The 25020-nt window shown below is 74.7% G+C and carries 21 protein-coding genes; 8 read left to right on the top strand and 13 right to left on the bottom strand.

The window, feature by feature from the left end; all coding sequences use genetic code 11:
- Positions 1 to 129: 129 nt before the first annotated feature.
- Entirely contained in the window at positions 130 to 720 is a 591-nt protein-coding gene (locus tag MCM47_RS05445; RefSeq protein ID WP_238859085.1) for a TetR/AcrR family transcriptional regulator, read from the bottom strand.
- 181 nt (positions 721 to 901) lie between these two features.
- On the opposite strand from MCM47_RS05445, the gene MCM47_RS05440 reads away from it, so the two are divergent.
- A complete protein-coding gene (locus MCM47_RS05440; RefSeq protein ID WP_238859084.1) occupies positions 902 to 1369 on the top strand; it encodes a DoxX family protein in 468 nt (155 codons plus the stop codon).
- Positions 1370 to 1508: 139 nt separating this feature from the next.
- On the opposite strand, the gene MCM47_RS05435 is transcribed toward MCM47_RS05440, so the two are convergent.
- From MCM47_RS05435 to MCM47_RS05420, 4 genes are all read right to left on the bottom strand, one after another.
- The gene (locus tag MCM47_RS05435) at positions 1509 to 2135 is read right to left on the bottom strand and encodes a class I SAM-dependent methyltransferase (RefSeq protein ID WP_238859083.1); all 627 of its coding nucleotides are present in this window, start codon (positions 2133 to 2135) and stop codon (positions 1509 to 1511) included.
- Between the two features lie 119 nt (positions 2136 to 2254).
- Positions 2255 to 3226 carry a hypothetical protein gene (locus MCM47_RS05430; protein ID WP_238859082.1) on the bottom strand — a complete coding sequence of 324 codons (972 nt, stop codon included), beginning with the start codon at positions 3224 to 3226 and terminating at the stop codon, positions 2255 to 2257.
- Entirely contained in the window at positions 3223 to 4566 is a 1344-nt protein-coding gene (locus tag MCM47_RS05425) for an MFS transporter (protein WP_238859081.1), read from the bottom strand. Before MCM47_RS05425 ends, MCM47_RS05430 begins: the two co-directional genes overlap by 4 nt.
- Position 4567: 1 nt before the next feature.
- Positions 4568 to 5899 (bottom strand): discoidin domain-containing protein, encoded by a 1332-nt coding sequence (locus MCM47_RS05420; RefSeq protein WP_238859080.1) that lies wholly within the window; start codon positions 5897 to 5899, stop codon positions 4568 to 4570.
- Positions 5900 to 6380: 481 nt separating this feature from the next.
- Between MCM47_RS05420 and MCM47_RS05415 the strand changes: the two genes are divergently transcribed.
- Positions 6381 to 7916, top strand: coding sequence for a PTS transporter subunit EIIC (locus MCM47_RS05415; RefSeq protein WP_238859079.1), 1536 nt, complete (start codon positions 6381 to 6383; stop codon positions 7914 to 7916).
- 185 nt (positions 7917 to 8101) lie between these two features.
- Positions 8102 to 9370, top strand: coding sequence for a GDSL-type esterase/lipase family protein (locus tag MCM47_RS05410; protein ID WP_238859078.1), 1269 nt, complete (start codon positions 8102 to 8104; stop codon positions 9368 to 9370).
- A gap of 171 nt (positions 9371 to 9541) precedes the next feature.
- Here the strand turns inward: MCM47_RS05410 and MCM47_RS05405 are convergent, their stop codons facing one another.
- Positions 9542 to 9931, bottom strand: a complete 390-nt coding sequence (locus MCM47_RS05405) for an ATP-binding protein (protein ID WP_238859077.1) — start codon at positions 9929 to 9931, stop codon at positions 9542 to 9544.
- 230 nt (positions 9932 to 10161) lie between these two features.
- Between MCM47_RS05405 and MCM47_RS05400 the strand changes: the two genes are divergently transcribed.
- From MCM47_RS05400 to MCM47_RS05390, 3 genes are all read left to right on the top strand, one after another.
- Positions 10162 to 12468, top strand: a complete 2307-nt coding sequence (locus MCM47_RS05400) for a LuxR C-terminal-related transcriptional regulator (protein WP_238859076.1) — start codon at positions 10162 to 10164, stop codon at positions 12466 to 12468.
- 121 nt (positions 12469 to 12589) lie between these two features.
- A complete protein-coding gene (locus MCM47_RS05395; RefSeq protein WP_238859074.1) occupies positions 12590 to 13381 on the top strand; it encodes a maleylpyruvate isomerase family mycothiol-dependent enzyme in 792 nt (263 codons plus the stop codon).
- Positions 13382 to 13618: 237 nt separating this feature from the next.
- Positions 13619 to 14059, top strand: coding sequence for a peptidase inhibitor family I36 protein (locus tag MCM47_RS05390; RefSeq protein WP_238859071.1), 441 nt, complete (start codon positions 13619 to 13621; stop codon positions 14057 to 14059).
- Positions 14060 to 14099: 40 nt separating this feature from the next.
- Here MCM47_RS05390 and MCM47_RS05385 read toward each other — a convergent pair whose 3' ends face one another.
- The 5 genes from MCM47_RS05385 to MCM47_RS05365 form a co-directional block, all read right to left on the bottom strand.
- Positions 14100 to 15080 (bottom strand): helix-turn-helix domain-containing protein, encoded by a 981-nt coding sequence (locus MCM47_RS05385; protein WP_238859070.1) that lies wholly within the window; start codon positions 15078 to 15080, stop codon positions 14100 to 14102.
- A 353-nt stretch (positions 15081 to 15433) separates the two neighbouring features.
- The gene (locus tag MCM47_RS05380; protein ID WP_238859069.1) at positions 15434 to 15730 is read right to left on the bottom strand and encodes an MTH1187 family thiamine-binding protein; all 297 of its coding nucleotides are present in this window, start codon (positions 15728 to 15730) and stop codon (positions 15434 to 15436) included.
- A gap of 64 nt (positions 15731 to 15794) precedes the next feature.
- A complete protein-coding gene (locus MCM47_RS05375; protein ID WP_238859068.1) occupies positions 15795 to 16589 on the bottom strand; it encodes an alpha/beta fold hydrolase in 795 nt (264 codons plus the stop codon).
- Between the two features lie 83 nt (positions 16590 to 16672).
- Entirely contained in the window at positions 16673 to 18367 is a 1695-nt protein-coding gene (locus tag MCM47_RS05370) for a SulP family inorganic anion transporter (protein WP_238859067.1), read from the bottom strand.
- A complete protein-coding gene (locus MCM47_RS05365; protein WP_238859066.1) occupies positions 18364 to 18567 on the bottom strand; it encodes a hypothetical protein in 204 nt (67 codons plus the stop codon). Before MCM47_RS05365 ends, MCM47_RS05370 begins: the two co-directional genes overlap by 4 nt.
- 826 nt (positions 18568 to 19393) lie before the next feature.
- Here MCM47_RS05365 and gcl point away from each other — a divergent pair.
- Positions 19394 to 21172, top strand: coding sequence for a glyoxylate carboligase (gcl, locus tag MCM47_RS05360; RefSeq protein WP_238860026.1), 1779 nt, complete (start codon positions 19394 to 19396; stop codon positions 21170 to 21172).
- A gap of 129 nt (positions 21173 to 21301) precedes the next feature.
- On the opposite strand, the gene MCM47_RS05355 is transcribed toward gcl, so the two are convergent.
- Both MCM47_RS05355 and MCM47_RS05350 read right to left on the bottom strand, forming a co-directional pair.
- Positions 21302 to 22042 carry a hypothetical protein gene (locus MCM47_RS05355; RefSeq protein ID WP_238741699.1) on the bottom strand — a complete coding sequence of 247 codons (741 nt, stop codon included), beginning with the start codon at positions 22040 to 22042 and terminating at the stop codon, positions 21302 to 21304.
- A gap of 134 nt (positions 22043 to 22176) precedes the next feature.
- Positions 22177 to 24162 (bottom strand): serine/threonine-protein kinase, encoded by a 1986-nt coding sequence (locus MCM47_RS05350; protein ID WP_238741697.1) that lies wholly within the window; start codon positions 24160 to 24162, stop codon positions 22177 to 22179.
- A gap of 267 nt (positions 24163 to 24429) precedes the next feature.
- On the opposite strand from MCM47_RS05350, the gene MCM47_RS05345 reads away from it, so the two are divergent.
- On the top strand, positions 24430 to 24918 hold the full coding sequence (locus MCM47_RS05345) for a glutathione peroxidase (RefSeq protein ID WP_238741695.1): 489 nt from the start codon (positions 24430 to 24432) through the stop codon (positions 24916 to 24918).
- The last annotated feature ends 102 nt before the right edge of the window (positions 24919 to 25020 follow it).

Here is a 25020-nt window from a genome sequence, read left to right as displayed (position 1 = left end):
TCGTGGACGACCGAATCGACTATCTCTCTCCGTGACCGCCGTCTAAATTGATCGTTCGATCCAGAAAGAGGGCAGCAGAGCGCGCGACCCCAGCGCGACGACCGACGCCCGAGCGGCAGGCGGACGGGCTCAGTCCAGCAGGGCGAGCGCCTGCTCGGCGGCGTCACGCAGGCGGGCCGACCCGTCGCCGGCCTTGCCGATCACCCGCATGCCCTGAAGCAGCACCAGCAGCATCCGTGCCAGCGCGCGCGGATCACGCCCCTCGGGCAGCTCTCGCTGCGCCTCGGCACGGACCAGCGCCGCGGTGAGCACCGTCTCCAGGTGGCCGAGACTGGCCGCGACCCGGCGGGCCGCGTCCGGATCGCGCGGGGCGACCTCGACCGCCGCATTGGTGACGAAGCATCCGCGCCGGAGGCCGCTCTCGGCGTCCTCGCACGATTCCCGGGCATACCGTCGAACCACTGCACGGACGGCCGGCAGCACCGGACCGGGTTGGGACAGCTCGGCGAGCAGCCCCGGATCGCACTGCTCGCCGTACCGCTCCAACGCGCGCAGGTAGAGCTCCCGCTTGCTGCCGAAGGTGGCGTAGAGGCTGGCCCGGGCGATCCCCAGCTCATCGACCAGGTCGGCCATCGACGTCGCCTCGTAGCCGCGCCGCCAGAACAGCTCCAGCGCCGACTGGAGCGCCGCGTCCGGGTCGAATTCCTTGGTTCGCGCCATATCTGAACTATAGTCATATCCAGACCGATCGGTCAAGAATCGCGGAGGAGTCGAACCGGCCCCGAACCGACCCCTTCGGGCACGGCCGAAGAACTGACGTATTGTCAACTCAAGATCGCTAAGGGTACCCTTACCGCCGCTCGTCCCCCCTGTTCCCTCCCCACAGGAGGCAAGTCTCCCCATGGCAAGAACCCAGACCCAGGCGCTCGACGTCGCCCGCCCGATCGTCCTCACCGCGTTCCGGGTCGTCGTCGGCCTGCTCTTCGCCTGCCACGGCGCAGCGTCGATGTTCGGCGTGTTCGGCGGCGCCAAGGGCGGCGGCACCATACCCGTCGGGGAGTGGCCCGGCTGGTGGGCGGCGCTGATCCAGCTCGTCGGCGGCGTCCTGGTCGCGGTGGGCCTCGGCACCCGCGTCGCGGCACTGATCTGTTCCGGCTCGATGGCCTACGCGTACTTCACGGTCCACCAGGAGCACGCCCTGCTGCCGCTGCAGAACAACGGCGAACCGTCGGTGATGTTCTGCTGGGCGTTCCTCGCCATCACGGCGATCGGTGGCGGCCCGTACGCGCTGGACCGGCTGCTCCCCGGTCGGAGCGCGGCGCGGTCCGACCACGCCGGGCAGAGCTCGCGGGCGACCGCGGCGGGCTGAGCCCGCGGCAGTCACGGAACGGCCGCCGGCCCCACCACGGGCCGGCGGCCACCCCTCGCCGCGCGCGTCGGCCCCGCCGCCCCGTGCACCGCCACGGCCGGCGGCCGACCGCGGGGCACGCGCCCGCCGCGGTCCCGGTTCAGGCGGGCGAAACGGCCACGCCGAGGGAGTCGGCGCCCATCGGCTTCGGGGCGCCCTTCTCGTAGAAGACGTCGAGGTCGGTGATGACGAAGCCCGCCCCCGTCAGCAACTCGGTGACCGGACGGGTCAGGTGGCACCCGGCGAACAGCCGCTGCTCCAGCGGGTCGAGACGCCGCTGCCAGCGACGCACGCCCTCGTCCCCCTCCGGCGCCAGGCCGTGCTCGAGGAAGTGCAGCGTCCCGCCGGGCCTGAGGACGCGCCGCACCTCCCGGAGGGCGGCCTCGGCGTCCGGGACGGTGCACAGCGTCCAGGTCGACAGCGCCGCGTCGAAGCCGTGGTCCGGGAAGGGCAGCACCTGGCCGTCCAGGCCACCGCGCTCCACCCGGACCGGGGTCGCCGCCACACGGTCGGCCGCGAGCTTCCAGCCCACGTCGGAGGGGTCCACCGCGGCGACCCTGGTCACGGCCCGCGGGTAGAACGGGACGTTCAGCCCCGAGCCGAACCCGATCTCCAGGACATCGCCCTCCAGGCCCTCGCACACCCTCCGCCGAAGGTGCGCGGCCTCCTTCGTCCCGCAGACGACGTTGACGATCCGCGGCACGACCTGATCGGCGTAGAACCCCATCACGACCTCCAGCCCTCATGACCAGTCTGGCACCGGGCCGGGCCGCCGGGCCCGCCCGGAGTCCGGCGGCCCCGTCCGTGGCCTTGCGGGCACACCCGGTGGCCGCCCGGCCGGCCTGGTCAGCCCGGCGCCGGCGCGACGGCCACCGGCGACGAACCCCCGGGCACCAGCAGGTGCGGTGTCCCGCCGCCGTCCGCCGGAACGCTCCAGACGTCGGTGCCCCGGCCCTCCCGGGCCGGCAGTGCGTAGCCGAGCGTCCCGCCGTCGAGCCAGGCCGCCTGGTCGTCCACGCTCCGCGACTCGGCCAGCGGGTGCTCGCGCATCCCCTCCAGTTCCAGGACGTGGAGCCGCCAGGGCGCCGCCGGATCCGCCGAGACCTTCTTCTTGAAGGCGATCCGGGTGCCGTCCGGCGAGAGCGAGGGGCACTCCACGTTCTCCCGCAGCGTGCGGGCCGACCACGCCTTGAGGTCGCCCTCGACCAGGTGGGTCCGGCCGCCGGTCGAGACGGTGGCGTAGAAGCGGTTGTCGTCGGCGGCGAAGTCGACGCCCCAGTAGTTGACGTCGGCGGCGTGGTACCGGCTGCCGTCGACGGTGAGCGGAATGGACTCGATCGACTTGACCAGGTAGCCGGTGCGGAGGTCCAGGATCGACGTCCGGGTGGAGAACGTGCCCGCCGCGTAGGAATCCCCCACCGCGAAGGTGGTCCAGGAGAGCAGGTGCCCGGAGGCCGACACCCGGGCCCGGTTCGGGATGCCGGGCACCGTCACCGTCTGGAGCTCGGTGAACCGCCGGTCGTACACCACCGCCTGGGTGCGGGCCGGGGTACCGGGAAGCGCCCGCAGGCACAGGGCCCGGGCCCCCGCGGCGTAGAAGCGCACGCAGGACGGCCCGTCCGGCACCCCCGGGGCGCGGGCGACCCGGCCGGTGGCGCCGTCCCGGTAGTAGAGCCCGGCCTCGTCCAGGGTGAACGAGCTCTCCGCGGCGACGAGCCGGGGCCCGCCGCCGCGCTGCCGGGCGTGCAGCACGTAGCCGAGCGAGCCGCCCAGCAGCACCAGGGCGGCGGCGATCAGCAGCACCGGACGCGCCTTCACGAGAACTCCCCCTCCGGCAGGATCCGCCATGCGGCGACGAGTGCGGCGGCCAGCGCCAGTGCGGCCGCCGCCAGGGCGGGGCGCGGCCCCCACCAGGTCCAGGCCGCACCGAAGCCGGCCGCACCGGCCAGCCGGGCCAGCGCCTGGCCGGTCTGCAGCACCGCGAGCCCGCCGGCCCGGCCGTCGCGCGGCAGGACCGGCCCGGCGAGGGCCATCAGCACGCCGTCCGTGGCGGCGTAGAAGAGGCCCAGGAGCACCAGGACGAGCACGGCGACCGGCCACCCCGGCGGGGCCAGCAGGGTGAGGTAGGCCGCGAGCAGCGCGCCGTGGCCGCAGAGGAAGGGAAGGCGCCTCCCGATGCGGTCGGCGAGCCGCCCCGCCGGTACGGCCAGCAGCAGGTAGCCGGCCGCAGCGCCGAGCGGCAGCAGCGGGAAGAGCAGGGGCGCCAGGTCCAGACCGCGCTGGAGCAGCAGGTAGAGGAAGGAGTCGCCGATCGTCGCGGCGCCCAGCAGCGCGGCGGCCGTGACGACCCGCCGGAACACCGGGTCGGCGAGCGCCCGGCTGCGCGGCCGCCCGGCCGGTCGGGGAGCGGGCACCCGCCCCGCCGCCGGCGCGGGCCGCACGGCGGACTCCGCCCGAACGGCCGGCGCCGGACCGGGCAGGACCGGACCAGGCGGGACCGGAGCGGGCAGGACCGGAGCGGGCAGGACCGGAGCGGGCGGGACGAACAGCACCAGCACCAGCACGCCGAACAGCCCGGTGGCGAAGCTGACCACGAAGACCGCGTCGTACGCGTCCGCCGTCGCCCACAGCACCGCGAACGCGACCAGCGGTCCGAGCAGCGCTCCCGTGGTGTCCATCGCCCGGTGCACGCCGAACGCCCGGCCGAGCGCGTCCGGCGGCGCGCTGAGCGTGATCAGCGCATCCCGCGGCGCCGTCCGCACGCCCTTGCCGAGCCGGTCGGCGGCCAGCGCGGCGGCGATGCCGCCGGCCGCCCCGCCGGCCAGCAGCAGCCCGAGCCGCGAGAGCGCCGAGAGCAGGTAGCCGGCCCCGGCGACCGTCCGGTGCCGGCCGCCGCCGCGGTCGGCGAGCCTGCCGCCGAGCAGCCGGACCAGCGCCGTGGCGCCGTTGAACATCCCGTCCAGGAAACCGAATTGCAGGGGCGAGAGGCCGAGCCCCAGCACCAGGTAGAGCGGCAGCACGGCGGTGACCATCTCCGAGGAGACGTCGGTGACCAGGCTGACCGCGCCGAGCGCGACGACCGTGCCGGGGACGCGCCGTCCCGTCCCCGCGGGGCGGGACGGCGCGTCCGTACGGCGGCCGGTGGTGGCCAGGTACATATCAGTGGCAGCTGTACGTCGGGCCGGTGTCCTTGACCCGGCCGTCCGTTCCGACGTAGGTCCAGCCGTAGCCGGAGTCGGTGAAGTCCAGCTTCAGCACGCCGTATTCGCCACTGATCCGCTTCTGGCTGTTCGGCTGGACCTGCTCGATCGGGTACGGCTCGGCGCCGCCCATCCCGCCGACGATCTCGACGATCCCGTCCGCGGTGGCCTTCCCGTCCGGGTCCTGCGGGGCGAACCGCTCGTAGTGGTGGTCGTGCCCGTTCAGTACCAGGTCGGCCCCGGCCGCGTAGAGGATCTTCCACACCGGGCGGGAGACCGGGTCGTTGCCGTGCCCGCCCGAGGAGTACAGCGGGTGGTGCCAGTACGCGGCGACGCACTTCCTCGAGTTGGCCGCCAGGTCGGCCTTCAGCCAGTCGATCTGGGCGCTCTGGTCGAAGGCGTTGGAGTCCAGTGCGACGAAGTGCCAGTTGCCCTCGTCGAAGCTGTACCAGCTCTTCCCCTGCGGGTAGGCGATGCTGCCGAAGTAGGCCTTGTACCCGGCGAGCGGCCCGGCCGGGTCGTAGGTCTCGTGGTTGCCCGGCACCGGGTGGGTCTTCGCCTTGAACGCCCCCCAGGTCTTGTCGTAGTAGTTCCGGAAGTCCGCCAGCCGGGCGTCGTCGTACTGGTTGTCACCCATCGTCAGGTAGAACCGCGGGTTGATCCGCTGGGCCAGTGCGGCCGTCTTCGGGTGCGCGCACCCGCTGTCCGAGGCGGTGCACTGCGCGGCGATGTCCCCCGCCGCCACCACGGTGAACGCGCCGGCCGGCGTGCTCGCGGTCGGGGAGGGGCCGGTCGGCGACGGGCCGGTCGGCGACGGGCCGCCGTCCGGGACCCCGTACACCTGCATCTCGAACAGCGAGTACCCGTACGACGTGCCGCGCGCCGTCCCGTACATCCGGACGTAGCGGCCCTTTCCGGCCAGGCCCGCCCAGTCGTCCGTCCCGCCGTTCCCGGCCTTCTCCTCCGCCACGGTCGTCCAGGTCTCCCCGTCCGCCGACACCTCCACCCGGTACGCCTTCGCGTAGGCCGCCTCCCAACTCAGCTTCACCCGGGAGACGGTGGCGTTCCCCCCGAGGTCCACCCGCAGCCACTGCGGGTCCTTGCCCTCCGCACTCGCCCACCGCGTGGAGGTACTGCCGTCGAACGCCTTCCCCGCCGCGTACGACGACCCCTCGGTGGACGAGGCCGTCGCGGCCCTTCCCTGCGAGATCAGCGGATCGCCCGCCGCCCCCGCCCGCCCGGACCAGCCGAGCAACAGGCCGCCGAGCAACGCGAGCACAGCGGCGAACACTCCGACACGAACAGGCCTTGCCGAGACACCCAGACGCATCCCTGGACTCCATGACTCGAGAGACGGCGAGAGCTGGACCCCGGTTCACAGCACACGAACTCACCGGGTACGCGGCGACAGCACCACCGCAGCGGCCGGGTCAGAGCTCTCACTGAGCGCGTCACGCCCCCGTCGGACCGGGCGCCGCGCCGAGCCGCCGACCGACAGCCTAATGGATAGTAAAGTTACCTACCAATAGTCGGCGGCGCCGAACTTCCGCCCGTTCCGATCCTCGTGGCCCGGCCTGGCGTACGACCCGGAGCGACACGACCGTGGCTCGGAGGCTGCCCGCGACGCCCGCGGGGCCGGGCGCGCCATCCTGGTGGTCCTCGGCTCGCTCACGCGCCGACCGCCGCCGCGCCGCTCCAACCGCACCGGCGGTCGCCCGCGCGACGCGCCCCGGCAGCTCCGACGTTCCGCACCGAGCCACGGAAGGCCCGTCATGCCCGACGACGAACACCGTGCCACCGCCGAAGCCATCCTCCCGCTCGTCGGGGGCCCCGCCAACGTCCACTCCGTCGCCCACTGTATGACCCGGCTGCGGCTCGGCGTCCACCACCGGTCCCGGGTGGACGAGGAACGGCTCCGCGCGCTTCCCGCCGTCCTGGGCGTCGTCGACGACGACACCTGTCAGATCGTCCTCGGCCCGGGCGTCGTCGCCCGGGTGACCACCGAGTTCCGGGCGCTCCTCGACGGGCCGCCGGAGCGGGGGGACCAGCAGGACGACGGCGCCGCTCGGGAGACCCTCGCGGCCCGGTTCGGCCCTGCCGCCGGTGCCGCGGTCGGAGCCGAGGACCTGGCCCGGCGCGGCGCGGCGATCAAGGCGCAGGCCAGGGCCAGGAACGCGACCCCGGTCAAGCTCGTGCTCCGCCGGATCTCCAACGTCTTCGTGCCGCTCATCCCCGCACTGATCGGGTGCGGAATCGTGGCCGCTCTCAACGGCGCGCTCGGCAACCTCGGTTGGGCCCCCGGGCTGGTGCCCGCCCTCACCGCGATCTCCGCGGCGTTCATGTCCCTGCTCGCCGTCTTCGTCGGCTACCACACGGCCAAGGAGTTCGGCGGCACGCCCGTCCTGGGTGGCGCCGTGGCCAGTGTGATCGTCTACGCGGGGGTCGCCAAGGTCGAGGTCCTCGGCCACCACCTCGCGCCGGGCCAGGGCGGGGTGATCGGCGCACTCGCCGCCGCACTGCTCGCGGTCCAGGTCGAACGGTGGACCCGACGGGTGATGCCCGACGCCCTCGACGTCCTGCTCACTCCCACGGTCACCGTGCTCGTCACCGGCCTGGTCACCCTGTTCGGCCTGATGTTCGCGGCGGGCGAGGTCGCCTCGGCGATCGGCGAGTTCGCCACCTGGCTGCTCTCCCACGGCGGCGCCCTCGCCGGGCTGGTCCTCGGGGGGCTGTTCCTCCCGCTGGTCATGCTCGGTCTGCACCAGGCGCTGATCCCGATCCACACCACCCTGATCCAGCAGCAGGGCTCCACCGCGCTGCTGCCGATCCTCGCCATGGCCGGGGCCGGGCAGGTGGGCTGCGCCGTCGCCGTCTACCTCCGGCTGCGCGGCAACGCCTCGATCAGGGCGACCATCAGGTCCGCGCTCCCCGCGGGGTTCCTCGGCATCGGCGAACCGCTGATCTACGGGGTCTCGCTCCCCCTCGGGCGCCCGTTCGTCACGGCCTGTCTCGGCGGCGCCTGCGGCGGAGCGGTCGTCGGCCTGCTGGGCCAGCTCGGGGCCACCGTCGGCTCGACCGCGATCGGCCCGTCCGGCTGGGCGCTCTTCCCCCTGCTGACCGGCTCGCGCGGCTTCGCGGTCGGCGCAGCCGTCTACGCCGCCGGCCTGGCGACCGGCTACACCACCGGTCTCATGGCCACCTACTGGTTCGGCTTCACCCGGGAGATGCTCGACGAGCTCGACGCCACCGCACCGGGGCACGGCCCGGCCGCCGACCGCCACCCCGGCAGCTTTCGCCCCGTCGAGTAGCTCGGACACGGCCGAGCCCCCCGCCCGGGCGAACCGGCCGGACGGACTGCCTGCGTGTCACATTCCCGCGCCGCGCGGGGTCAGGGTCATGAGCGGACGGGAGAGACCCCGGCGGCGCGAGTCGCCGCCGCACCCGGCCCGCCCGATCGTCGCCCCTACCGACCGCCGCCCCGAGGAAGGCCATCATGACCTCGCTCACTCGCGCCGCCACCGTCGCCGCGCTGACCGCCCTGTCGATCGCCGCGACCACCGCTCCCGCCTCGGCCGGCCCGGCGCACGCACGGCACTGGTCGGCCGCGTGGTCCGCGCCGATGATGCGCCCCTCCGGCGCGCCCTGGTTCGCGACCTGGGCCGTGCAGGGCTTCGACCACCAGTCGGTGCGCCAGGTGGTGCGGCTCGGCGCGGGCGGCACGGCCGTCCGCTTCAGGCTGTCCAACGCCTACGGCGCGGCTCCCCTGCGGTTGACCGGAGCCAGCGTCGGCCGGGCCACCGACGGGGCGGCCGTCGTGCCCGGGACGCTACGGCCGGTGCCGTTCGGCCACCGGGAGTCCGTCGTCGTCCCCGCCGGCGGCGAAGTCCTCAGTGACCCGGTGAGCCTCCCGGTGACGGCCCGCGACCGGGTGGCGCTGACGCTCTACTTCGACGGCCCGACCGGCCCGGCCACCCATCACCAGCTCTCCATGACCACCACCTACCGGGCCGGCGGCGACCACCGCGGCGACGCCGCCGCGACGGCGTTCGGCGACGCCGTCCGCCCGGGCTACGGGTCCTGGTACTACCTCAGCGGTGTCGAGGTCGGCGGCGGGCCGCGAGCGGGCAGGGCGGTGGTGGCCTTCGGCGAGTCCACCACGGACGGCTTCGGCGCCACCGTCGACGGGGACGACCGCTACCCCGACCTCCTCGCCGAACGGCTCGTCGCCGCCGGCCGGCCGCTTCCCGTGCTCAACGCCGGCATCGGTTCGAACAAGATGCTCGCCGACTCCGCGTGCGCCGGCGACAGCGCACTGTCCCGGTTCGAGCGCGACGTGCTCGACCGGCCGAACGTCGGCACCGTGATCGTCTCCCACGGCATGAACGACATCCTCCGCACCGGCGACCAGATCTGCGGCGTGGACCGCGACGACCCACCCGTCACCCTCCAGCGACTGATCGACGCCCACCGCACCCTCATCCGCGCCGCCCACGCCCGCGGGGTCAAGGCCGTCGGCGCCACCCTGATGCCCTTCGGCGGCGCTCCCTTCTGGACGCCGGAGACCGACCGGCTGCGCCGCGACCTGAACGAGTGGATCCGTACCTCCGGGGAGTACGACGCGGTGGCCGACTTCGAGCGGGCCGTCGACCCGGCGGGCACCGGCAGCATCCCGGACGGCTACCACTGCGGGGACCACCTCCACCCCGGCCCGCGCGGTTACCGGGCCGTGGCCGACAGCATCGACCTCGACAGCCTGCGGTGACCCTCCAGGGCGGCGGTCCGATCAGGCCCGATCGGACCGCCGGACCGCTGGGTGCTGCCGTTCCTCGACGTGGACCTGCCGACGCCGCGGGCGGAGGCCGCCGCCTCCCGCGAGCACGCTCCGCGCCGCCCGGGCCCGGGGCCCGGCGGCCCTCCCGCTCCCCCGGCCGTCTCATCCGGCGAGCTCGGCCCAGACCAGGTGGCCGTGCGGCAGGACGGCGGTTCCCCATGCCGCGGCCAGCGAGGCGACGATGTGCAGCCCCCGGCCGTGGCAGGCGTCGGTCGGCGCCGGCACTCCCTGGAGCGAGCCGTCCGGGCACCCCGGGCCTTGGTCTCCGACCTCCAGGCGGACCGTCGCCCCACCCGCCGGATCCATGGTGCGGCGAACGCGGTACCAGACGGGTCCCGCGCCGTGCGTGAGGGCGTTGGTCGCGAGTTCGCAGAGGATCAGGACGGCGTCGTCCACCAGCCCGGGAAGCTCCCATGCGTCCAACCGGTCGGCGAGGTCGCGTCGGACCGCGCTCAGGGACTCGACGGTGTCGGTGATGATCGTGACTGTCATGGCCTTCCCGGGTGTCGGATCGTGCCGCTGTGCCACGACTCAGGCTGCCCGTGCCCCCGGCCGCACCGGATCGGGGGAAGTACGTACACGGATACCGAAGTGCACCACCCGTACCCCCGGGCGAGGAGAGCGGCGGCCCGGCGCGACCACGGGACCGCGGCCTCGGGCCGCTCTTTCGGATCTCGTCGCCCGCCCGGCGAGAGCCGAAAGAGAGGCCCTAGACTCAAGACATGATCGGCAGGCTGCCCGCCGAGGTGACCGGTTTCGTCGGCCGCCGGCACGAGGTGGCCGAGGTGAAGCGGCTGCTGTCGGACTCCCGGCTGGTCACGCTGACCGGGCCCGGCGGAGTGGGCAAGACCCGGCTGGCGCTCCGGGTCGCGGGCGAGCTGCGCCGCGTCCACCGGGACGGTGTCTGGCTGGTCGAGCTCGGGGAGCTGCGCGACCCGGCGCTGCTGGCACAGACGGTGGCCGACACGCTGGGCCTGCGCAGCGCGACCGCGCAGCCCGCGCCGGCGACCGTCGAGACGTGGCTCCGTGATCGCCGGCTGCTGTTGCTGCTGGACAACTGCGAGCACCTGGTCGGCGCCTGCGCCGCCCTGGTGGACCGGCTGCTGCGCGGCTGCCCGGAGCTGCGGGTGCTCGCCACCTCGCGGCAGTCGCTGGGAGTCGCCGGGGAGGTCCTGTTGCCGGTACCGCCGCTGCCGGTGCCCGGGACGACGGATCCCGGCTCCGTCGCGGGGTCCGACGCCGCCCGCCTGTTCTTCGACCGGGCCGCCGCGGTACTGCCCGGTTTCACCCCGGAGACCGCCGACCCCGCCGCGGTCGCCCGGCTCTGCCGCCGCCTGGAGGGCATCCCGCTCGCCGTCGAGCTGGCGGCGGCCCGGCTGCGCAGCCTGACCGTCGAGCAGATCGAGGCCCGGCTCGACGAGCGGTACCGGCTGCTCAGCCTCGGCAGCCGGACCGCGCCCGCGCGGCAGCAGACGCTGCGCGCGCTGATCGACTGGAGCCACGACCTGTGCGCCGATCCCGAGCGACTGCTGTGGGCCAGGCTCTCGGTGTTCTACGGCGGCGTCGATCTGGACGCGGCCGAGCACGTCTGCTCGGGCGAGGGGCTGGAGCCCGGCGAGGCGCTCCACCTGCTCGACTCCCTGGTCGACAAGTCGATCCTCGTGCGGGACGAGCACCGTGGCCGGGTCCGCTACCGGATGCTGGAGACGCTGCGCGAGTACGGCGAGGAACTGCTCGTCGCCGCGGGCGACCGGCAGCGGGTGAGGCGCCGGCACCGTGACTGGTACGAGCGGATGGCCGCCCGGTTCGCCGCCGAGTGGATGGGCCCGGACCAGGCCGCCTGGGTCGCGACCCTGGACGTCGAGCACCCGAATCTCCGGGCAGCGCTGGAGTTCTGCGCCGACGAGCCCGGCGAGGCCCCGGCGGGGCTGCGCCTGGCGGTCGGGCTGGACGAGTACTGGGCGATGGGCGGCCACCACAGCGAGGCGCGGCGCTGGCTCGACCGGCTGTTGTCGGTCTCGTCCGGACCGAGTCGCGAGAGGGTGGCCGGCCTGCGGCTGTCCGGGTCGTACGCCATCTGGCAGGGTGACGTCCCACCGGCCCTGCGCCTGCTCACGGAGGCGGCCCGGTCCGCGGTCCAGCTCGGCGACCGGGCCGAGATCGCCTACACCGCGCACCTGCCGGGGATGGCCGCCCTGTTGGAGGGCGATGCGCACCGGGCGGCCGCCCTGCTCGGTGAGGCGTTGAACCGGATGCGCGCCGCACGGGCCTGGCAGCACGAGGTGAACACCGGGCTCTTCCTGGCCGTGGCGCTGATCCTCGCCGGCGACCTCGCAAGGGCCCGGCGCGTGCTGGACGAGTGCGTCGCCTGGCTGTCACGGCGCGGCGAGGTGTGGTGGCGGGCGCTCGGCCTGACCCTGATCGCCCATGTCGAAGCCGCGGGCGGCCGGCCGGAGCAGGCCGAGGCGGCCGCCCGCGAGGCGCTGCGCTGCCACCGGCGGCTCGACAGCCGGCCGGGCCTGGCCTTCGCCCTGGAGACGCTCGCCGCGCTCGCCGGAAGCCGGGCGGAGCACGACCGGGCGGCCGCGCTGGCCGGCGCGGCGGAGGGGCTCTGGCGCGGCATCGGGGCCGGGCCCGAGTCGTACTTCCCCGTCTTCCGGCCGCGGCGCGACTATCTGCCCCGGGCCCGGGCGGCGCTCGGCGAGGCGGCCTTCGACCGGGCCGTTCGGGCGGGCAGGGAGATGCCGGTCCGCGCCGCGGTCGCCCTCGCGCTGGAGGAGTCGGCGCAGCCCCCGACGGCGTCGAGGGCGGCGGCGGACCGGTCGCCGCTCACCAAGCGGCAGTGGGAGGTCGCCGAGCTGGTCACGCTGGGTCTGACCAACCAGGAGATCGCGGCCCGGCTGGTCCTTTCCCGCCGCACCGCCGAGACCCACGTGGAGCACATCCTCACCAGACTGGGCTTCACCTCGCGCGCGCAGATCGCCGCCTGGGTGACCGAACGGCGCCCGGCCGCACCGCCCGCCGGCTGAGCGCCCTCGGCCGTCCCCGGGGGCCCGGGGGCGATTAGTTGACACTCTCAATCATTGAGACTTACCGTCGAACGCATTACTTGAGGTCCCCGACCATCAACCTCTCGAAAGGTATCTCACGGTGAGCAACTCCGACCGTCCCGCCCGCGGCACGTCACCGGTCGACCACCGCGCCGCCGTCGCGACCGAGACCGCCCGGTTCGTGGCGGTGGTCAGGGGCGCCGACCCGGCGACCGCGGTACCCGGCTGCCCGGGCTGGTCGCTGGCCGATCTGGTCCGGCATGCCGGCAGCGTGCAGCGCTGGTTCTCCGTCCTGCTGCGCGGGCGCATCCAGGAGCCCCCGCGGAGCCGCGACGTCGACCTGCGGCTGCCGACGGGGGAGGACGGCTGGGCCGACTGGCTCGCCGACAGCGCGACCGAGGCGGCGGGCGCGTTCACGGCCACCGACCCGGACACCCCGATGTGGGCGTGGGGCGCCGATCCCCACGCCCGGTTCTGGGCGCGCCGGATGCTGTTCGAGACCCTGGTGCACCGGGTCGACGCAGAGCTGGCGCTGGGGATCCGCCCCGTGATCGACCGCGCGCTCGCGGTCGACGGCGTGGACGAGTTCCTGGTGAACCTGCCGTTCGCCGCGTCCTTCGCCCCCAAGGTGGCCAACCTCCGCGGCAACGGCGAGACCATTCGGTTCCGCACCGTCGAGGGGGGCGGCGACTGGCTGGTCCGGCTCGGTCCCGACGGCTTCGGGCTCGACCCCGACGGCGGGCGGGCGGACGCCGCCGATGCGACCGTCCGGGGCGCCGCGGCCGACCTGCTGCTGCTCGTCTACGGCCGCCTTCCCCTAAACGCGGAATCCTTCGAACGCACAGGGGACCAGGAGCTGCTGGCCCGCTGGTTCGCCAACTCGGAGTTCTGAACCCCGCGGGTCCGTCCGGGGTCGAGGCCACCGCTCCCTGCGGGAAAACCCACGGTCGGCCGCGGCTCAGCGGACTCGCCGGACCGCCGGACCTGCGGCGGAACCCGACGGTCGACGGTCTGCGCTCAGCGCCAACGGGCTCTGCGCGGAGGGCCAACGACTGCTGCCGCCCGCTGCAGCAGGGTTGGTGGTGGGCGCCGCACCGGCGCCCACCACCGATCCCGGGAGGGATACCCCATGTCGCACATCCGCACCAGGCTCGCCGCCGCGGCCGTCGCCGTCCTGGCCGGCGCCTCGGCGCTCGCCGCCGCTCCGTCCGCGAGCGCCGAGACGACCGTCACCGCGGTCGCCGGGGAGCAGGGGCTGTACCGGTTCACCGGACCGGACGCCCTCAACTCGGCCTGGGACCTCTGCAAGGACGGCCAGACCTGTTTCTGGCAGAACGCCAACGCCGGAGGCTGGATCTGGATCGTGCCCTACTGCGGGCTGAACATCGTCCCGGGCTGGTTCGACGACCGCGCCAGCTCGGTCTGGAACCGGGGCGGCGGCCCCGCCGAGCTCTACGCCGGCTCCGCCCCCTCCGGGTACATGGGCACCGTCGCGCGCTGGTGGCAGGGCAACCTCGACTCCGCGCGCAACGACCGGCTCAGCGCGGTCGACGTCCGCTGCGGCTCGTAGCACCGCCGCACCCGGGCTCAGAGCACCGCCATACCCGGGCTCAGAGCACCGCCATACCCGCCGCGGCGCGGAATTCGCTCGCCGTGGTGCCGTACTCGTCGCGGAAGGCCCGGCTGAAGGCGGCAGCGGCGCGGAAGCCCCACCGCGCCGCGATCGCGTGCACCGGCACCACCGCGAGAGCCGGGTCGGCGAGGTCCGCCCGGCACCGCTCCAGGCGGCGCCGGCGGACCACCGCCGCGACACCGCCGCGCTGTTCGCGGTGGAAGAGCCCGTGCAGGGTGCGCAGCGAGATGTGGTGCCGGGCCGCGATCACGGCGGGCGACAGGTCCGGGTCGCCGAGGTTCTCCTCGATGTACGCGTCGATGCGGACGAGCAGCATCCGGTGGCGCGGCTCCGGCGGCAGCCGGTCCTCGATGCCGAGCCGGTGCGCGAGGTAGGCGACGGCCAGCTCGCGCGCCGCGACGCCGAGCCGGACGGCCTCGTGCTCGGCGACGGCCGGCGCCTCCCGTACGACTCCGCGCAGGAACGCGGCCAGCACCCCGCCCACCCCACCGCGGGCGGGCGCGGAGCTGGCCAGCAACCGGTCCAACCGACGGTGGTGCAGCGGGAGTTCGGCGACCGGAAGGTGCAGGATGACGGCCCTGGACACGCCGCCAGGCAGCCCTCGGCCGTCGAACGGGCGGGAGGTGTTCCACAGCACGAGGTCACCGGAGCGCATCCGGGTCTCGTTGTCGCCCTGCGCGATCCACATCGCACTGCCCCGGATCAGCGCCAGCTCGTACACCTCCGGGTCGGAGCGCCGGATGAGAGCGGGGGTGCGCTCCGAGCGGATGGACGGGAAGGACATCGTGGTGAGTTGCTGCCCGGGACCGAGCGCCAGAGTGCCGACGGTCGCGGGGAAGTCGTCGGCGTGCTCGGTGGTGATCCGGGTGGGCGCGACGTCCCGGGCGACCATCTCGCACCACCACTCGAAGCGGTGCCCCGGTTCGACGGCGGAGCTGTCCACGTGGTGGTAGGGCATCGGCCGCTCCCGTCTCCCCCGCGGGCCTGCGGTGCGTCCGGCCGCGCATGTCAGTGACATGACACAGCCTGCGCAGGGGTGCCGCCGCCCCACAAGCACTCATCCCTGCCAACTCCGCCGCCGACGCGGCCCGGCGCGGGCGACCGCCCGTGCGGAACCCCCGTCACCTGCGGTCGGGGGTCGGGGGGATGCGCACCGACGCGCGAGCGGCCGCCGAACGGCGGTGCGCCGGGTGCGGGAGAGGCCCGGGGGGCGGGAGACGAGCGGATGAGGTCTGCGGAGTCGGCGGGTTCGATGCCGTCAGGCGGATTCGACGCCACCGGTCGATCCGCATCGAACCCGTCGACGCCCGCTCAGCCCTCGGCCAGGTAGCGCTCCACGGTGGCCACCTTGGTGGTGAGGCCGTCGGTGACGCCGGAGCGGTCGTCGATCTTGATGACGGTGCTGACCCGGCCACTGTAGGCCTTGACCGCCTCGATCGCCTCCCTGATCACCGGCATCACCTCGTCCCACTCCCCCTCGATGCTGGTGAACATCGCGTCGGTGCGGTTGGGCAGCCCGCTCGCCCGGACCACCCGGACGGCGGCGGCCACCGCCTCCCCGACGTCCTCCCCGATTCCCAGCGGGGTCACCGAAAACGCTGCGATCACGATTCTTCGCTCCTCCCGTGGACCGTCGTCACGTCGACCGCTCCATCACCCGGACCGACCGGCGTCACCCGGACCGACGGGCGAGGAACGTCCCGAGGGCCGCGGCGAGTTCGGCGGGCGCGTCCAGGGCGATGAGGTGGGCGGCGGTGGCGAACTCGACCAGTGTGGCACCGGGGATCCCGTCGGCGTACCGGCGGGCGATGTCCTGGAAGTCGGCGACGTCGAGCCGCCCGACACCCACCAGTGTGGGCACGGAGACGGCGGCGACGTCGCGGGACGTGACGCCCTGGGAGTACTCGCCCACCACGGCCTGGTTGACCAGTGACGTCCGCACCGGGCCGCGGAGCCGGTCGGCCAGCCCTGCGGCGACGTCGTCCCAGGCGCGAGCGGGCCCGCGCAGCCACATGTCCAGGTTCACCCGGACCGCGGTGTCCAGGTCGCCCGCGGCCAGGGCCGCGGTCTCCGCCTCGTCGTACGCGACCATGTCCGCGGACCAGTGGTACCCCGGCCACGGTGGGGCGAGGAGCGCGAGGGAGTGCACGCGCTCCGGGTGGGTGAGCGTGAACTCCAGAGCCACGCGGCCGCCCCAGGACGCGCCCACGAGCCGGACCCGTCGGTGGCCGAGGTGGTCCAGGAGGCGGCACAGGTCGTCGGTCTCGCTGAACGGCCCGGTCGGAGGCGCGGACTCGCCGAAGCCGCGCAGGTCGTACCGGATGACCGTGTGCCGCTCGGCGAGGGCGGGTACGACCGCGTCCCACATGCGGTGGTCGGCGACGCCGGCGTGCACGAGGACGACGGGCGGCCCGTCGCCCGAGACGACGTAGGAGAGGTGGCCGAGGTCGTCGGCGAGTGTGATCATCCGCAGATGTTCTCAGAGCCGTGGTGTGCATGCCACCCGTCGGGGCGCGGCGCAGGGGCCCGGCGCCGCGCCCCGACGGACCGTCACACCACCGTGGGAAGCGGCGGCTCGACGGCCAGTGGTGCCGAGCTGCGGGCGCGGTGCTGGGCGGCCCAGGTGGTGAGGGCCACCGTGCAGGCGTGGTCCAGGTGGCGCAGGTCGGACCAGTCCAGCTCCACCGGCCGGTCGGCCGGCAGCCGCTCCAGCGCGTCCAGCAGCCGGGGCAGCCGCAGGAACGTCGCGTTGCCGCTCAGCCGGACCCGCAGCACCGGCCCCGCACCGGGTGCGGCCGGCGAGTCCTGGTCCCGAGCCCCGGCACGGCCGCCGGCCGTGCGGTGCCCGTACCCCGGTCCGTCGCCGCCGGCGGGCGCGCCGGGACACCGCCCGGGCAGCTCCTCGACCCCGATCTGCAGGTGCGAGGTCTGCCAGGCCGACTTCACCACCGCAAGACCGATCCCGATCAGCACGCCCTCGAACAGATCCGTGGTGATGATCGCGACCGCCGTGACCGCGAGCACCACCGCCTCGCCCCGGTGCTCCCGGCAGAGCCCGACCATCCGCCGCACCGGGACGAGCTTCGCACCCGCGTGCACGAGCACGGCGGCCAGTGCGGTCAGCGGGACGAGGCCGAGCGCGCCGGGCAGCAGCGCGGTGAACAGCAGCAGCCAGAACCCGTGCAGCACCCGCGAGGCCTTGGTCCGGGCCCCGGCCTGCACGTTGGCGGCGCTGCGCACGATCACCGCCGTCATCGGCAGTGCGCCGAGCAGCCCGCAGAGCGTGTTGCCGATGCCCTGGGCGGTCAGCTCGCGGTCGTAGTCGGTGCGCGGGCCGTGGTGCATCCGGTCCACGGCGGCCGCGCTGAACAGCGTCTCGGCGGAGGCGATCAGGGTGAAGGCGATGATGGTGCCGACGCCGGCGGTGCCGGCCAGGGCCCCGAGGGCGGCGTGTTCCGGCGGCCGCACCACCTCCAGCAGGCCGGCGACCCGCACCCGGGCCACCGGGAGGTCCGCGGCGGCGGTCACGGCGGCGGCCAGGCCGACCGCGGCCAGCGGCGCGGGCACCGAGCGGGCCGCCTTCGCCGGCAGGTACTTCCAGAACGCCAGCACCAGCAGCGTGCCGACGCCGAGAGCGACCGCGCTCGGGGCGGCCGCGCCGGTCAGGGCGTCCCGCAGCAGTGCGGGCAGGCCGGCGATCTTCTCCGGCCCGCTCGCGGGCGCGCGCCGGTCCGCGAGCGCGTACAACTGGCCGAAGAGCAGCGTCAGACCGATCCCGGCCAGCATGCCGTGGACGACCGACGCGGACATCGCGCGGAACCAGCGGCCCACCCGCAGGGCGCCCATGGCCAGCTGGAGCAGGCCGGTGGCGAGGACCAGGATGCCGAGCGCGCCGGCGCCGTACTCCTGCACGGCCTCGTAGACCAGGACGGTCAGGCCGGCGGCCGGGCCGCTGACCTGCAGACTGCTGCCGGGCAGGGAGCCCACGACCAGGCCGCCGACGATGCCGGTGACCAGCCCGAGCTCGGCGGGCACGCCCGAGGCGACCGCGACGCCGACGCAGAGGGGCAGCGCGACCAGGAAGACCACCAGCGAGGCGGGCAGGTCGAAGCGCCAGGGGACGGCGCGCAGGGCGCGGGCGGGGTGGCGGTGGCGCAGCAGGCGGCGCGGGCGGGCGCGGCCCGGCGGAGCCTTGCGCCGGGGGCCGCCCGGCGGGCTCTTCCGGCCCGGAGGCAGGGGGCTCATCCGGCCACCGCCGGGGCGGCCACGGGGCGGACGGCAGCGGGGGCGGGGGCGGTGCGGACGGCGGCCGGGGCAGCGGCGAGGCGGTCGGCGCGGGTCGGGTAGCTCGGGCGGCTGGGGCGGCTCGGGCGGCTCGGGCGGCTCGGGCGGCTGGGGCGGTTCAGCGGGCGGAAGGCGGGGAGCGAGCGGACGGTACGGGCCATGGGTACGTCCTTCCGCGCGGCCGCCGGCGGGGCGGACGCGAAGCGGGAGCGGTGACGGATCACGGTGCGGGTCACGGAGGCGGGCGACGGGCCGCACGACAGGCGGCGGGCGGGCAGCGCGGCGCACGTGCGAGAGGTTCCGACGGGACGACCGGGCCGACGGGGCCGGTGGTACGACCGGACGGGGACTCGACGGCCGGAGCTCCCCCGCTCCCCGGTCGATCCCGAACCCCCGGCCGCGGCCCGTGGTGAACATGGGAACCATGACGGGCCCGGCGTGCCACTGACGGTACCCAGGAGCCCCGACGAGGCCAACCGTGCCCACAATTCCTCCACTCAGAGGACACCACGCCACCACTTCAGGCTCCCGGCCACCCCTTCGGGCGGGTACGCACGTTCGGCCCCCACACGCACGTCCGGAGCGCGGCCACCCCCCTCGGGGCTTTGCCCGATCGCGAAGAGGAGCCCGCCCGCCACACGGACGGGCTTTGCAGGAAGGGACGAGCGCCACCCCCGCCGGGGCTCGCCGGACTGGAGGAACGGGCGATGGATCGCCCGCACCCGCCGTGACAGCCTGGCCGAACGACCGAGCCGCGCACGCCGGGACCGCCACCCCCGCACCCCGCCTGCGCCCCAGCCCGCGCCCGCGACCTGCGGGTTCCCCCGCCGGCCGCCTTCTACATTCCGTTGAAAGTCCCCTTGACGCCCCGACAGGCCCGCCGTACCGTGTTTCCACATACAGAAACCGTTCTTCCGTATGGTGGAATTCTGGAGATGAGCCCTCCGACCCACAGCGGGCCGACGCAGGAGAAACCCGATGCCTCGTATGACCGCCGCCGCCGCGGCCGTGGAGATCCTCAAGCGCGAGGGTGTTGAGCAAGCGTTCGGCGTGCCCGGCGCGGCGATCAACCCCTTCTACCGCGAGCTCAGGAACGTCGGCGGCATCAAGCACACGCTCGCCCGCCACGTCGAGGGCGCCTCGCACATGGCCGAGGGCTACACCCGCGCCAAGGCGGGCAACATCGGTGTCTGCATCGGTACGTCGGGCCCGGCCGGCACCGACATGATCACCGGCCTGTACTCGGCGATCGCGGACTCGATCCCGATCCTCTGCATCACCGGCCAGGCGCCGGTCTCGAAGCTCCACAAGGAGGACTTCCAGGCCGTCGACATCGCCTCGATCGCCAAGCCGGTCACCAAGGCCGCCACCACCGTCCTGGAGGCCGCGCAGGTCCCCGGTGTCTTCCAGCAGGCGTTCCACCTGATGCGCTCCGGCCGGCCCGGCCCGGTCCTCATCGACCTGCCGATCGACGTCCAGCTGACCGAGATCGAGTTCGACCCCGAGACCTACGAGCCGCTGCCGGTCTACAAGCCGTCGGCGACCCGGGCCCAGATCGAGAAGGCCGTCGGCTTCCTGCTGGCGTCCGAGCGTCCGCTGATCGTCGCCGGCGGCGGCATCATCAACGCCGACGCCTCCGACCTGCTGGTCGAGTTCGCCGAGCTCACCGGCGTCCCGGTCATCTCCACCCTGATGGGCTGGGGCACCATCCCGGACGACCACGAGCTGGCCGCCGGCATGGTGGGTGTCCAGACCTCGCACCGCTACGGCAACGAGACCTTCCTCGCCTCGGACTTCGTCCTGGGCATCGGCAACCGCTGGGCCAACCGCCACACCGGGTACAACCTGGAGGCCTACACCAACGGCCGCACGTTCGTCCACGTCGACATCGAGCCGACCCAGCTCGGCAAGATCTTCGCCCCCGACTACGGGATCGTCTCCGACGCCAAGGCCGCGCTGGAGCTCTTCATCGCGGTCGCCAAGGAGCTCGAGGCCGAGGGCCGGCTCCCCGACTTCGGCGACTGGGCCGCCTCCGCCCAGGAGCGCAAGGCCACCCTGCAGCGGCGCACGCACTTCGACGACATCCCGATGAAGCCGCAGCGCGTGTACGAGGAGATGAACAAGGCCTTCGGCCCGGAGACCCGCTACGTCACCACCATCGGCCTCTCGCAGATCGCCGCCGCGCAGTTCCTGCACGTCTACAAGCCGCGCCACTGGATCAACTGCGGCCAGGCCGGCCCGCTCGGCTGGACCATCCCGGCCGCGATCGGCGCCGCCACCGCCGACCCGGAGACCCCGATCGTCGCGCTCTCGGGCGACTACGACTTCCAGTTCATGATCGAGGAACTGGCGGTCGCCGCGCAGCACAAGGTCCCCTACGTCCACGTCCTGGTCAACAACGCCTACCTGGGCCTGATCCGCCAGGCTCAGATCGGACTGGACATCAACTTCCAGGTCAACCTGGAGTTCGAGAACATCAACACCCCGGAGATCGGCGTCTACGGCGTCGACCACGTCAAGGTCGCCGAGGGCCTGGGCGTCAAGGCGATCCGGGTCACCGACCCGAACGAGCTCGGCGCCGCCTTCGAGGAGGCCAAGAAGCTCGCCGTCGAGCACCGGGTCCCGGTCGTGGTCGAGGCGATCCTGGAGCGCGTCACCAACATCTCGATGAGCAGGACGGTCGACATGAGCGACGTGACCGAGTTCGAGGAGCTGGCCTCCCTGCCGGAGCACGCCCCGACGGCGATCAAGACCCTCAAGGTCTGAGCCCGAGCGTCCCACGGGCCCTGGTGGCACCGCGTCCGCGGTGCCACCGGGGCAGTGCGCGCCCCGCCACCGGGGGCGTTCGCGTCGACGCGCCCGGCCCCGGCCGGTGGATCGGCCGTGGCCGGCGGCTCAGCCCTGGCAGGCGTAGGTGAACGAGGTGGCCGCACCCAGGTGCCGGGGCGCGAGGATGTCCACGGTCGCGGTCGCCTGCATGGTGCCACGGCCGTCGAAGGTCCAGCGCAGCACCAGCTCCGCCCGGCGCTCGCCCGACTGCACCGGCTGCACCAGCTCGCCGGAGGAGGTGCCGTCGCTGCGCAGCCAGCGGTACCGGATGGTGCCGGGATGGCCGTCGGTGGCGACCGTCGCGGTGATCACGGCTGTTCCGCCGCACGGCGGGCCGCCCGCCGGTTCGGCGCCGACGGTGACGCCGCCCAGGGCCAGCGGCGGCTCGGACCGGCAGCGGACGAGGAGGAGGGCGAGCAGGATCACCAGGACGGCCGCCGGGACCAGCCACCGGACGGCCCGGCGCCGCCGGGGCGGCAGCGGCGGCGCGGACGGCGGTCCGTGCCAGACCGCGGCGGCCACGGGCGGCACGCCGGGGCCGAACCGGCGCACCTCGTACGGCGGCGGTTCGTACGGCGGCGGTTCGTGGCGCGGCGGCGCCGGCGCGGGCTCCGGCGGGGCGGTTGCGGGGCCCGGCGCCGCAGTCCCCCAGACGGTCGGGTCGAGGTAGGTGGCGCACTCCGCCTCCTCGGCGGCGGGCGCAGGACGCCCGAGCGGGACCGTCCGCTCGGGCGCCGGGCCGCCGCCGAGTCGAACGGTACGGTCGGGGCCGGATCCGGGGCCGGGCTCCGGTCGGGGCAGGGACATGGAACCTCCGGGGACGTGCGACGGGACCGGACGGCGAAGCGGACGATGGAACGGGCGGCGGAACGGACGGCGGGAGCAGACGGCGGGGCGATGGCACCGTCGGGCGGAACGGTCCGGCGGACCCGGCGCGCGGATCAGCCCGGCTGCCGGCAGTCGAACCCGCGAAGTTCCCGGTAGCCCGTCGTCGTACTGTCCGGCCTGGGATCGCTGACGACCCGGACACCCCAGTAGACGCTGTCGTCGTTGCCGAACACGTGGGACGGGGTGAGGGTGACCGAACCGGTGCCGAGCCGCACGGTGTCGGTGGCGACGGTCACCGGCGCGTTGTTCGCGCCGGAGTGGTGCTGCCAGGAGACGGTGAGCGTGGCCCCGGGCGGCCCGGACGACACGACGGTGATCCTGGCCTGGATCCCCCAGACGCTGCTGTCCAGGCAGCTGACCGAGTCGACGTTCAGCGAGGTCACCCGGGTCACCGGCGGCGGGGTGACGACGGTCGGCGGTCCACCGACGACCGTCGCCGCCGTGGTGCTCGTGGTCGGCGGGGTGGTCCGCGGCGCATCCGTGAGCCTGGCCGTGGAGGACGTGGCGGTGCCCGGCGGCGGCGTCGTGCCGGATGTCCGGCCCGGCGTCGGGCTGGGCGAGCGGCCCGACGCCGTACCGGTGGTCGGCGGCTTCGACGGCGAGGGCCGGGGCGGCTGCGACGAGGTCGGGGGCGGTGACACGGGCGCGGACGGGGAGGAGGACTCGAACAGGGACGCCGGTCCGCTCGTCGAGGAGGACGGCGGGTCGGTGGACGTCCGGCCGCCGGAGGACGCGGCGGACGTCGTGGGGTCCGACGACCCCGCCGACGTCTCCCCGCCGCCCCCGCCCGCCGGGCCGAGAGTGGTGGTGAGCTCCGGCAGCGGGCTCCCGAGCGCGGTCCGCTCCCCGCGGTCCCCTGTGCCGGCGACCGCCACCGCGGCCAGCGTGGCCGCCGCCAGCGTGCTCGCCACCGCGCCGGCGACCGCCCGGGCCCGCCGGCGGCGCGGATGTTCGGCCCGGACCCGCCCGTGCAGCCCCAACCGCCGGACCGTCCGGCTCGCCGAGGCGCCCCCGCGCGGGTGCTCGGACCTGGTCGCCGTGGATCGGCCGCCGCGCGCGTGCTCGCCCCGGCTCGCCGCAGCGCCCTGGGCGGCCACGAGCTCCGTGTGCGCCAGCGCCGTCGTCCCTCCGGGCGGCGGGCCGGCCGCGCCCCACGGCAGCAGCGCGGCCAGCAGGGCGACCAGCGCCGCGAGGTCGGACCGGCCGCGCTCCTCCCAGCGCCGGCCGTACCCGGCCGTGGCCGCCGCCTCCAGCAGCCGGACGAACTCCGCCGCGCCGACCGGCCGGTCCCCCGGCTCCTTCGCCAGACCGGCGCGGACCAGCGGCCGGACGGCCTCCGGGACCAGCCCGTCCGGCACCGGCGATTCCCGGTGCTGGACCGCCAGCTCGGCGAGCGTCCCGCCGGTGTACGGACGCGCGCCGGTCAGGCACTCGAAGAAGGTGACGGTCGCCGCGTAGACGTCGGCGGCGGGCGAGGCCGGCGCGCCGGTCCACTGCTCGGGCGCCAGGTAGGCCGGGGTGCCGGAGACGTCCCGGTCGTCGCCGCTCGGCACGGCGATGCCGAAGTCGACCAGCTTGGTGGTGCCGTTCGCCGCGACCAGCACGTTGGCCGGCTTGTAGTCGCGGTGCACGAGCCCGACCGCGTGCGCGGCGGCCAGCCCCAGCAGGGAGCCCTTGAGCACCACCAGCGCCGCCTCCGGGGTGGTCGCCCCCTCCGCCCGGAGCAGCGCGCGCAGCGAGATGCCGTCGATCAGCTCCATGACGATGGCCGCGTACGGCCCGCACTCCACGTACTCGTAGAGCCGGGTGACGTACGGCGAGTCCACCCGGGCCAGAACGGCCGCCTCCCGGCGCAGCTCCGCCCCGCCCGCCGCGTCGTGCAGGTACTTGATCGCGACCGGTGTGCCGGTGGGGTCGTGGTGCGCGAGCACCACCCGCCCGGCCGCCCCCGCACCGAGCTCCCGGACGTGGCGGTACTCCGGCAGCTGCCACCCGCCCCTCCCCGATCCCGTGCCGTCGTCCTGCTCCCGGTCCCGCATCGCCAACCCCCTCGGCCGTCGTCCCGCAGCCGTCGACGCGGCCGCGGGACGTCGGGTTCCCCACTTCGGGTACGGTCCGAACCCGGCCGCCGGCCGGTCGTACACCACCCTCGGCGTTCGCCCTGGCAGACCGCCCGACCTGGCCGGATGACGACCGGGAACAGACCGGCGCACTCGGGAGTTGTGCGCCACGGTGAGTCGCGCCCCGGCGCGCTCCGCACACCCTGTGCCGATACCGGCCCGTCCGACCGACCGAAGGGCATCTCCGTGAGCCTGTACGACATCCCGCTGCGCACCCTCTCCGGCGAGGCCGCCTCGCTGGGCGACTACAAGGGCAAGGCGCTGCTGATCGTCAACGTCGCCTCCAAGTGCGGCCTGACGCCGCAGTACGCCGGCCTGGAGCGGCTCCAGGAGCGGTACGCCGCGCGCGGCTTCACCGTGCTGGGCTTCCCGTCCAACCAGTTCGCCGGGCAGGAGCCGGGCAGCGCCGAGGAGATCCAGACCTTCTGCTCCACCACCTACGGCGTCTCCTTCCCGCTGTTCGAGAAGACGGACGTCAACGGCGACGACCGGCACCCGCTCTACGAGGTGCTGACCCGCACCGCCGACGCCGAGGGCCAGGCGGGCGACGTCGCCTGGAACTTCGAGAAGTTCCTCGTCTCCCCGGACGGCACCGTGGCCGCCCGGATCCGCCCGCGCACCGAGCCGGAGTCGGACGAGGTCATCGCCGCGATCGAGGCGGTCCTCCCGGCCTGACCGCAGCCGGCGACGTGGACGGGCCCGGGGCAGCCGCCCCGGGCCCGTCCACGTCGCGCTTCGCCCGTCCACGGAAGGCCGTCCGCCGCGCCGGCGGAACCC

The organism is Kitasatospora sp. A2-31 (assembly GCF_022288725.1).
Classification (GTDB): domain Bacteria; phylum Actinomycetota; class Actinomycetes; order Streptomycetales; family Streptomycetaceae; genus Kitasatospora.
This window is presented reverse-complemented; position numbering and strand designations above follow the sequence as displayed.

What these genes read in the sequence shown, in the direction of transcription:
- MCM47_RS05445 (WP_238859085.1), bottom strand. Translation starts at nt 720, where the DNA reads ATGGCGCGAACCAAGGAATTCGACCCGGACGCGGCGCTCCAGTCGGCG.
- MCM47_RS05440 (WP_238859084.1), top strand. Translation starts at nt 902, where the DNA reads ATGGCAAGAACCCAGACCCAGGCGCTCGACGTCGCCCGCCCGATCGTC.
- MCM47_RS05435 (WP_238859083.1), bottom strand. Translation starts at nt 2,135, where the DNA reads ATGGGGTTCTACGCCGATCAGGTCGTGCCGCGGATCGTCAACGTCGTC.
- MCM47_RS05425 (WP_238859081.1), bottom strand. Translation starts at nt 4,566, where the DNA reads ATGTACCTGGCCACCACCGGCCGCCGTACGGACGCGCCGTCCCGCCCC.
- MCM47_RS05415 (WP_238859079.1), top strand. Translation starts at nt 6,381, where the DNA reads ATGCCCGACGACGAACACCGTGCCACCGCCGAAGCCATCCTCCCGCTC.
- MCM47_RS05410 (WP_238859078.1), top strand. Translation starts at nt 8,102, where the DNA reads ATGACCTCGCTCACTCGCGCCGCCACCGTCGCCGCGCTGACCGCCCTG.
- MCM47_RS05405 (WP_238859077.1), bottom strand. Translation starts at nt 9,931, where the DNA reads ATGACAGTCACGATCATCACCGACACCGTCGAGTCCCTGAGCGCGGTC.
- MCM47_RS05400 (WP_238859076.1), top strand. Translation starts at nt 10,162, where the DNA reads ATGATCGGCAGGCTGCCCGCCGAGGTGACCGGTTTCGTCGGCCGCCGG.
- MCM47_RS05390 (WP_238859071.1), top strand. Translation starts at nt 13,619, where the DNA reads ATGTCGCACATCCGCACCAGGCTCGCCGCCGCGGCCGTCGCCGTCCTG.
- MCM47_RS05385 (WP_238859070.1), bottom strand. Translation starts at nt 15,080, where the DNA reads ATGCCCTACCACCACGTGGACAGCTCCGCCGTCGAACCGGGGCACCGC.
- MCM47_RS05375 (WP_238859068.1), bottom strand. Translation starts at nt 16,589, where the DNA reads ATGATCACACTCGCCGACGACCTCGGCCACCTCTCCTACGTCGTCTCG.
- MCM47_RS05370 (WP_238859067.1), bottom strand. Translation starts at nt 18,367, where the DNA reads ATGAGCCCCCTGCCTCCGGGCCGGAAGAGCCCGCCGGGCGGCCCCCGG.
- MCM47_RS05365 (WP_238859066.1), bottom strand. Translation starts at nt 18,567, where the DNA reads ATGGCCCGTACCGTCCGCTCGCTCCCCGCCTTCCGCCCGCTGAACCGC.
- gcl (WP_238860026.1), top strand. Translation starts at nt 19,394, where the DNA reads ATGACCGCCGCCGCCGCGGCCGTGGAGATCCTCAAGCGCGAGGGTGTT.
- MCM47_RS05355 (WP_238741699.1), bottom strand. Translation starts at nt 22,042, where the DNA reads ATGTCCCTGCCCCGACCGGAGCCCGGCCCCGGATCCGGCCCCGACCGT.
- MCM47_RS05350 (WP_238741697.1), bottom strand. Translation starts at nt 24,162, where the DNA reads ATGCGGGACCGGGAGCAGGACGACGGCACGGGATCGGGGAGGGGCGGG.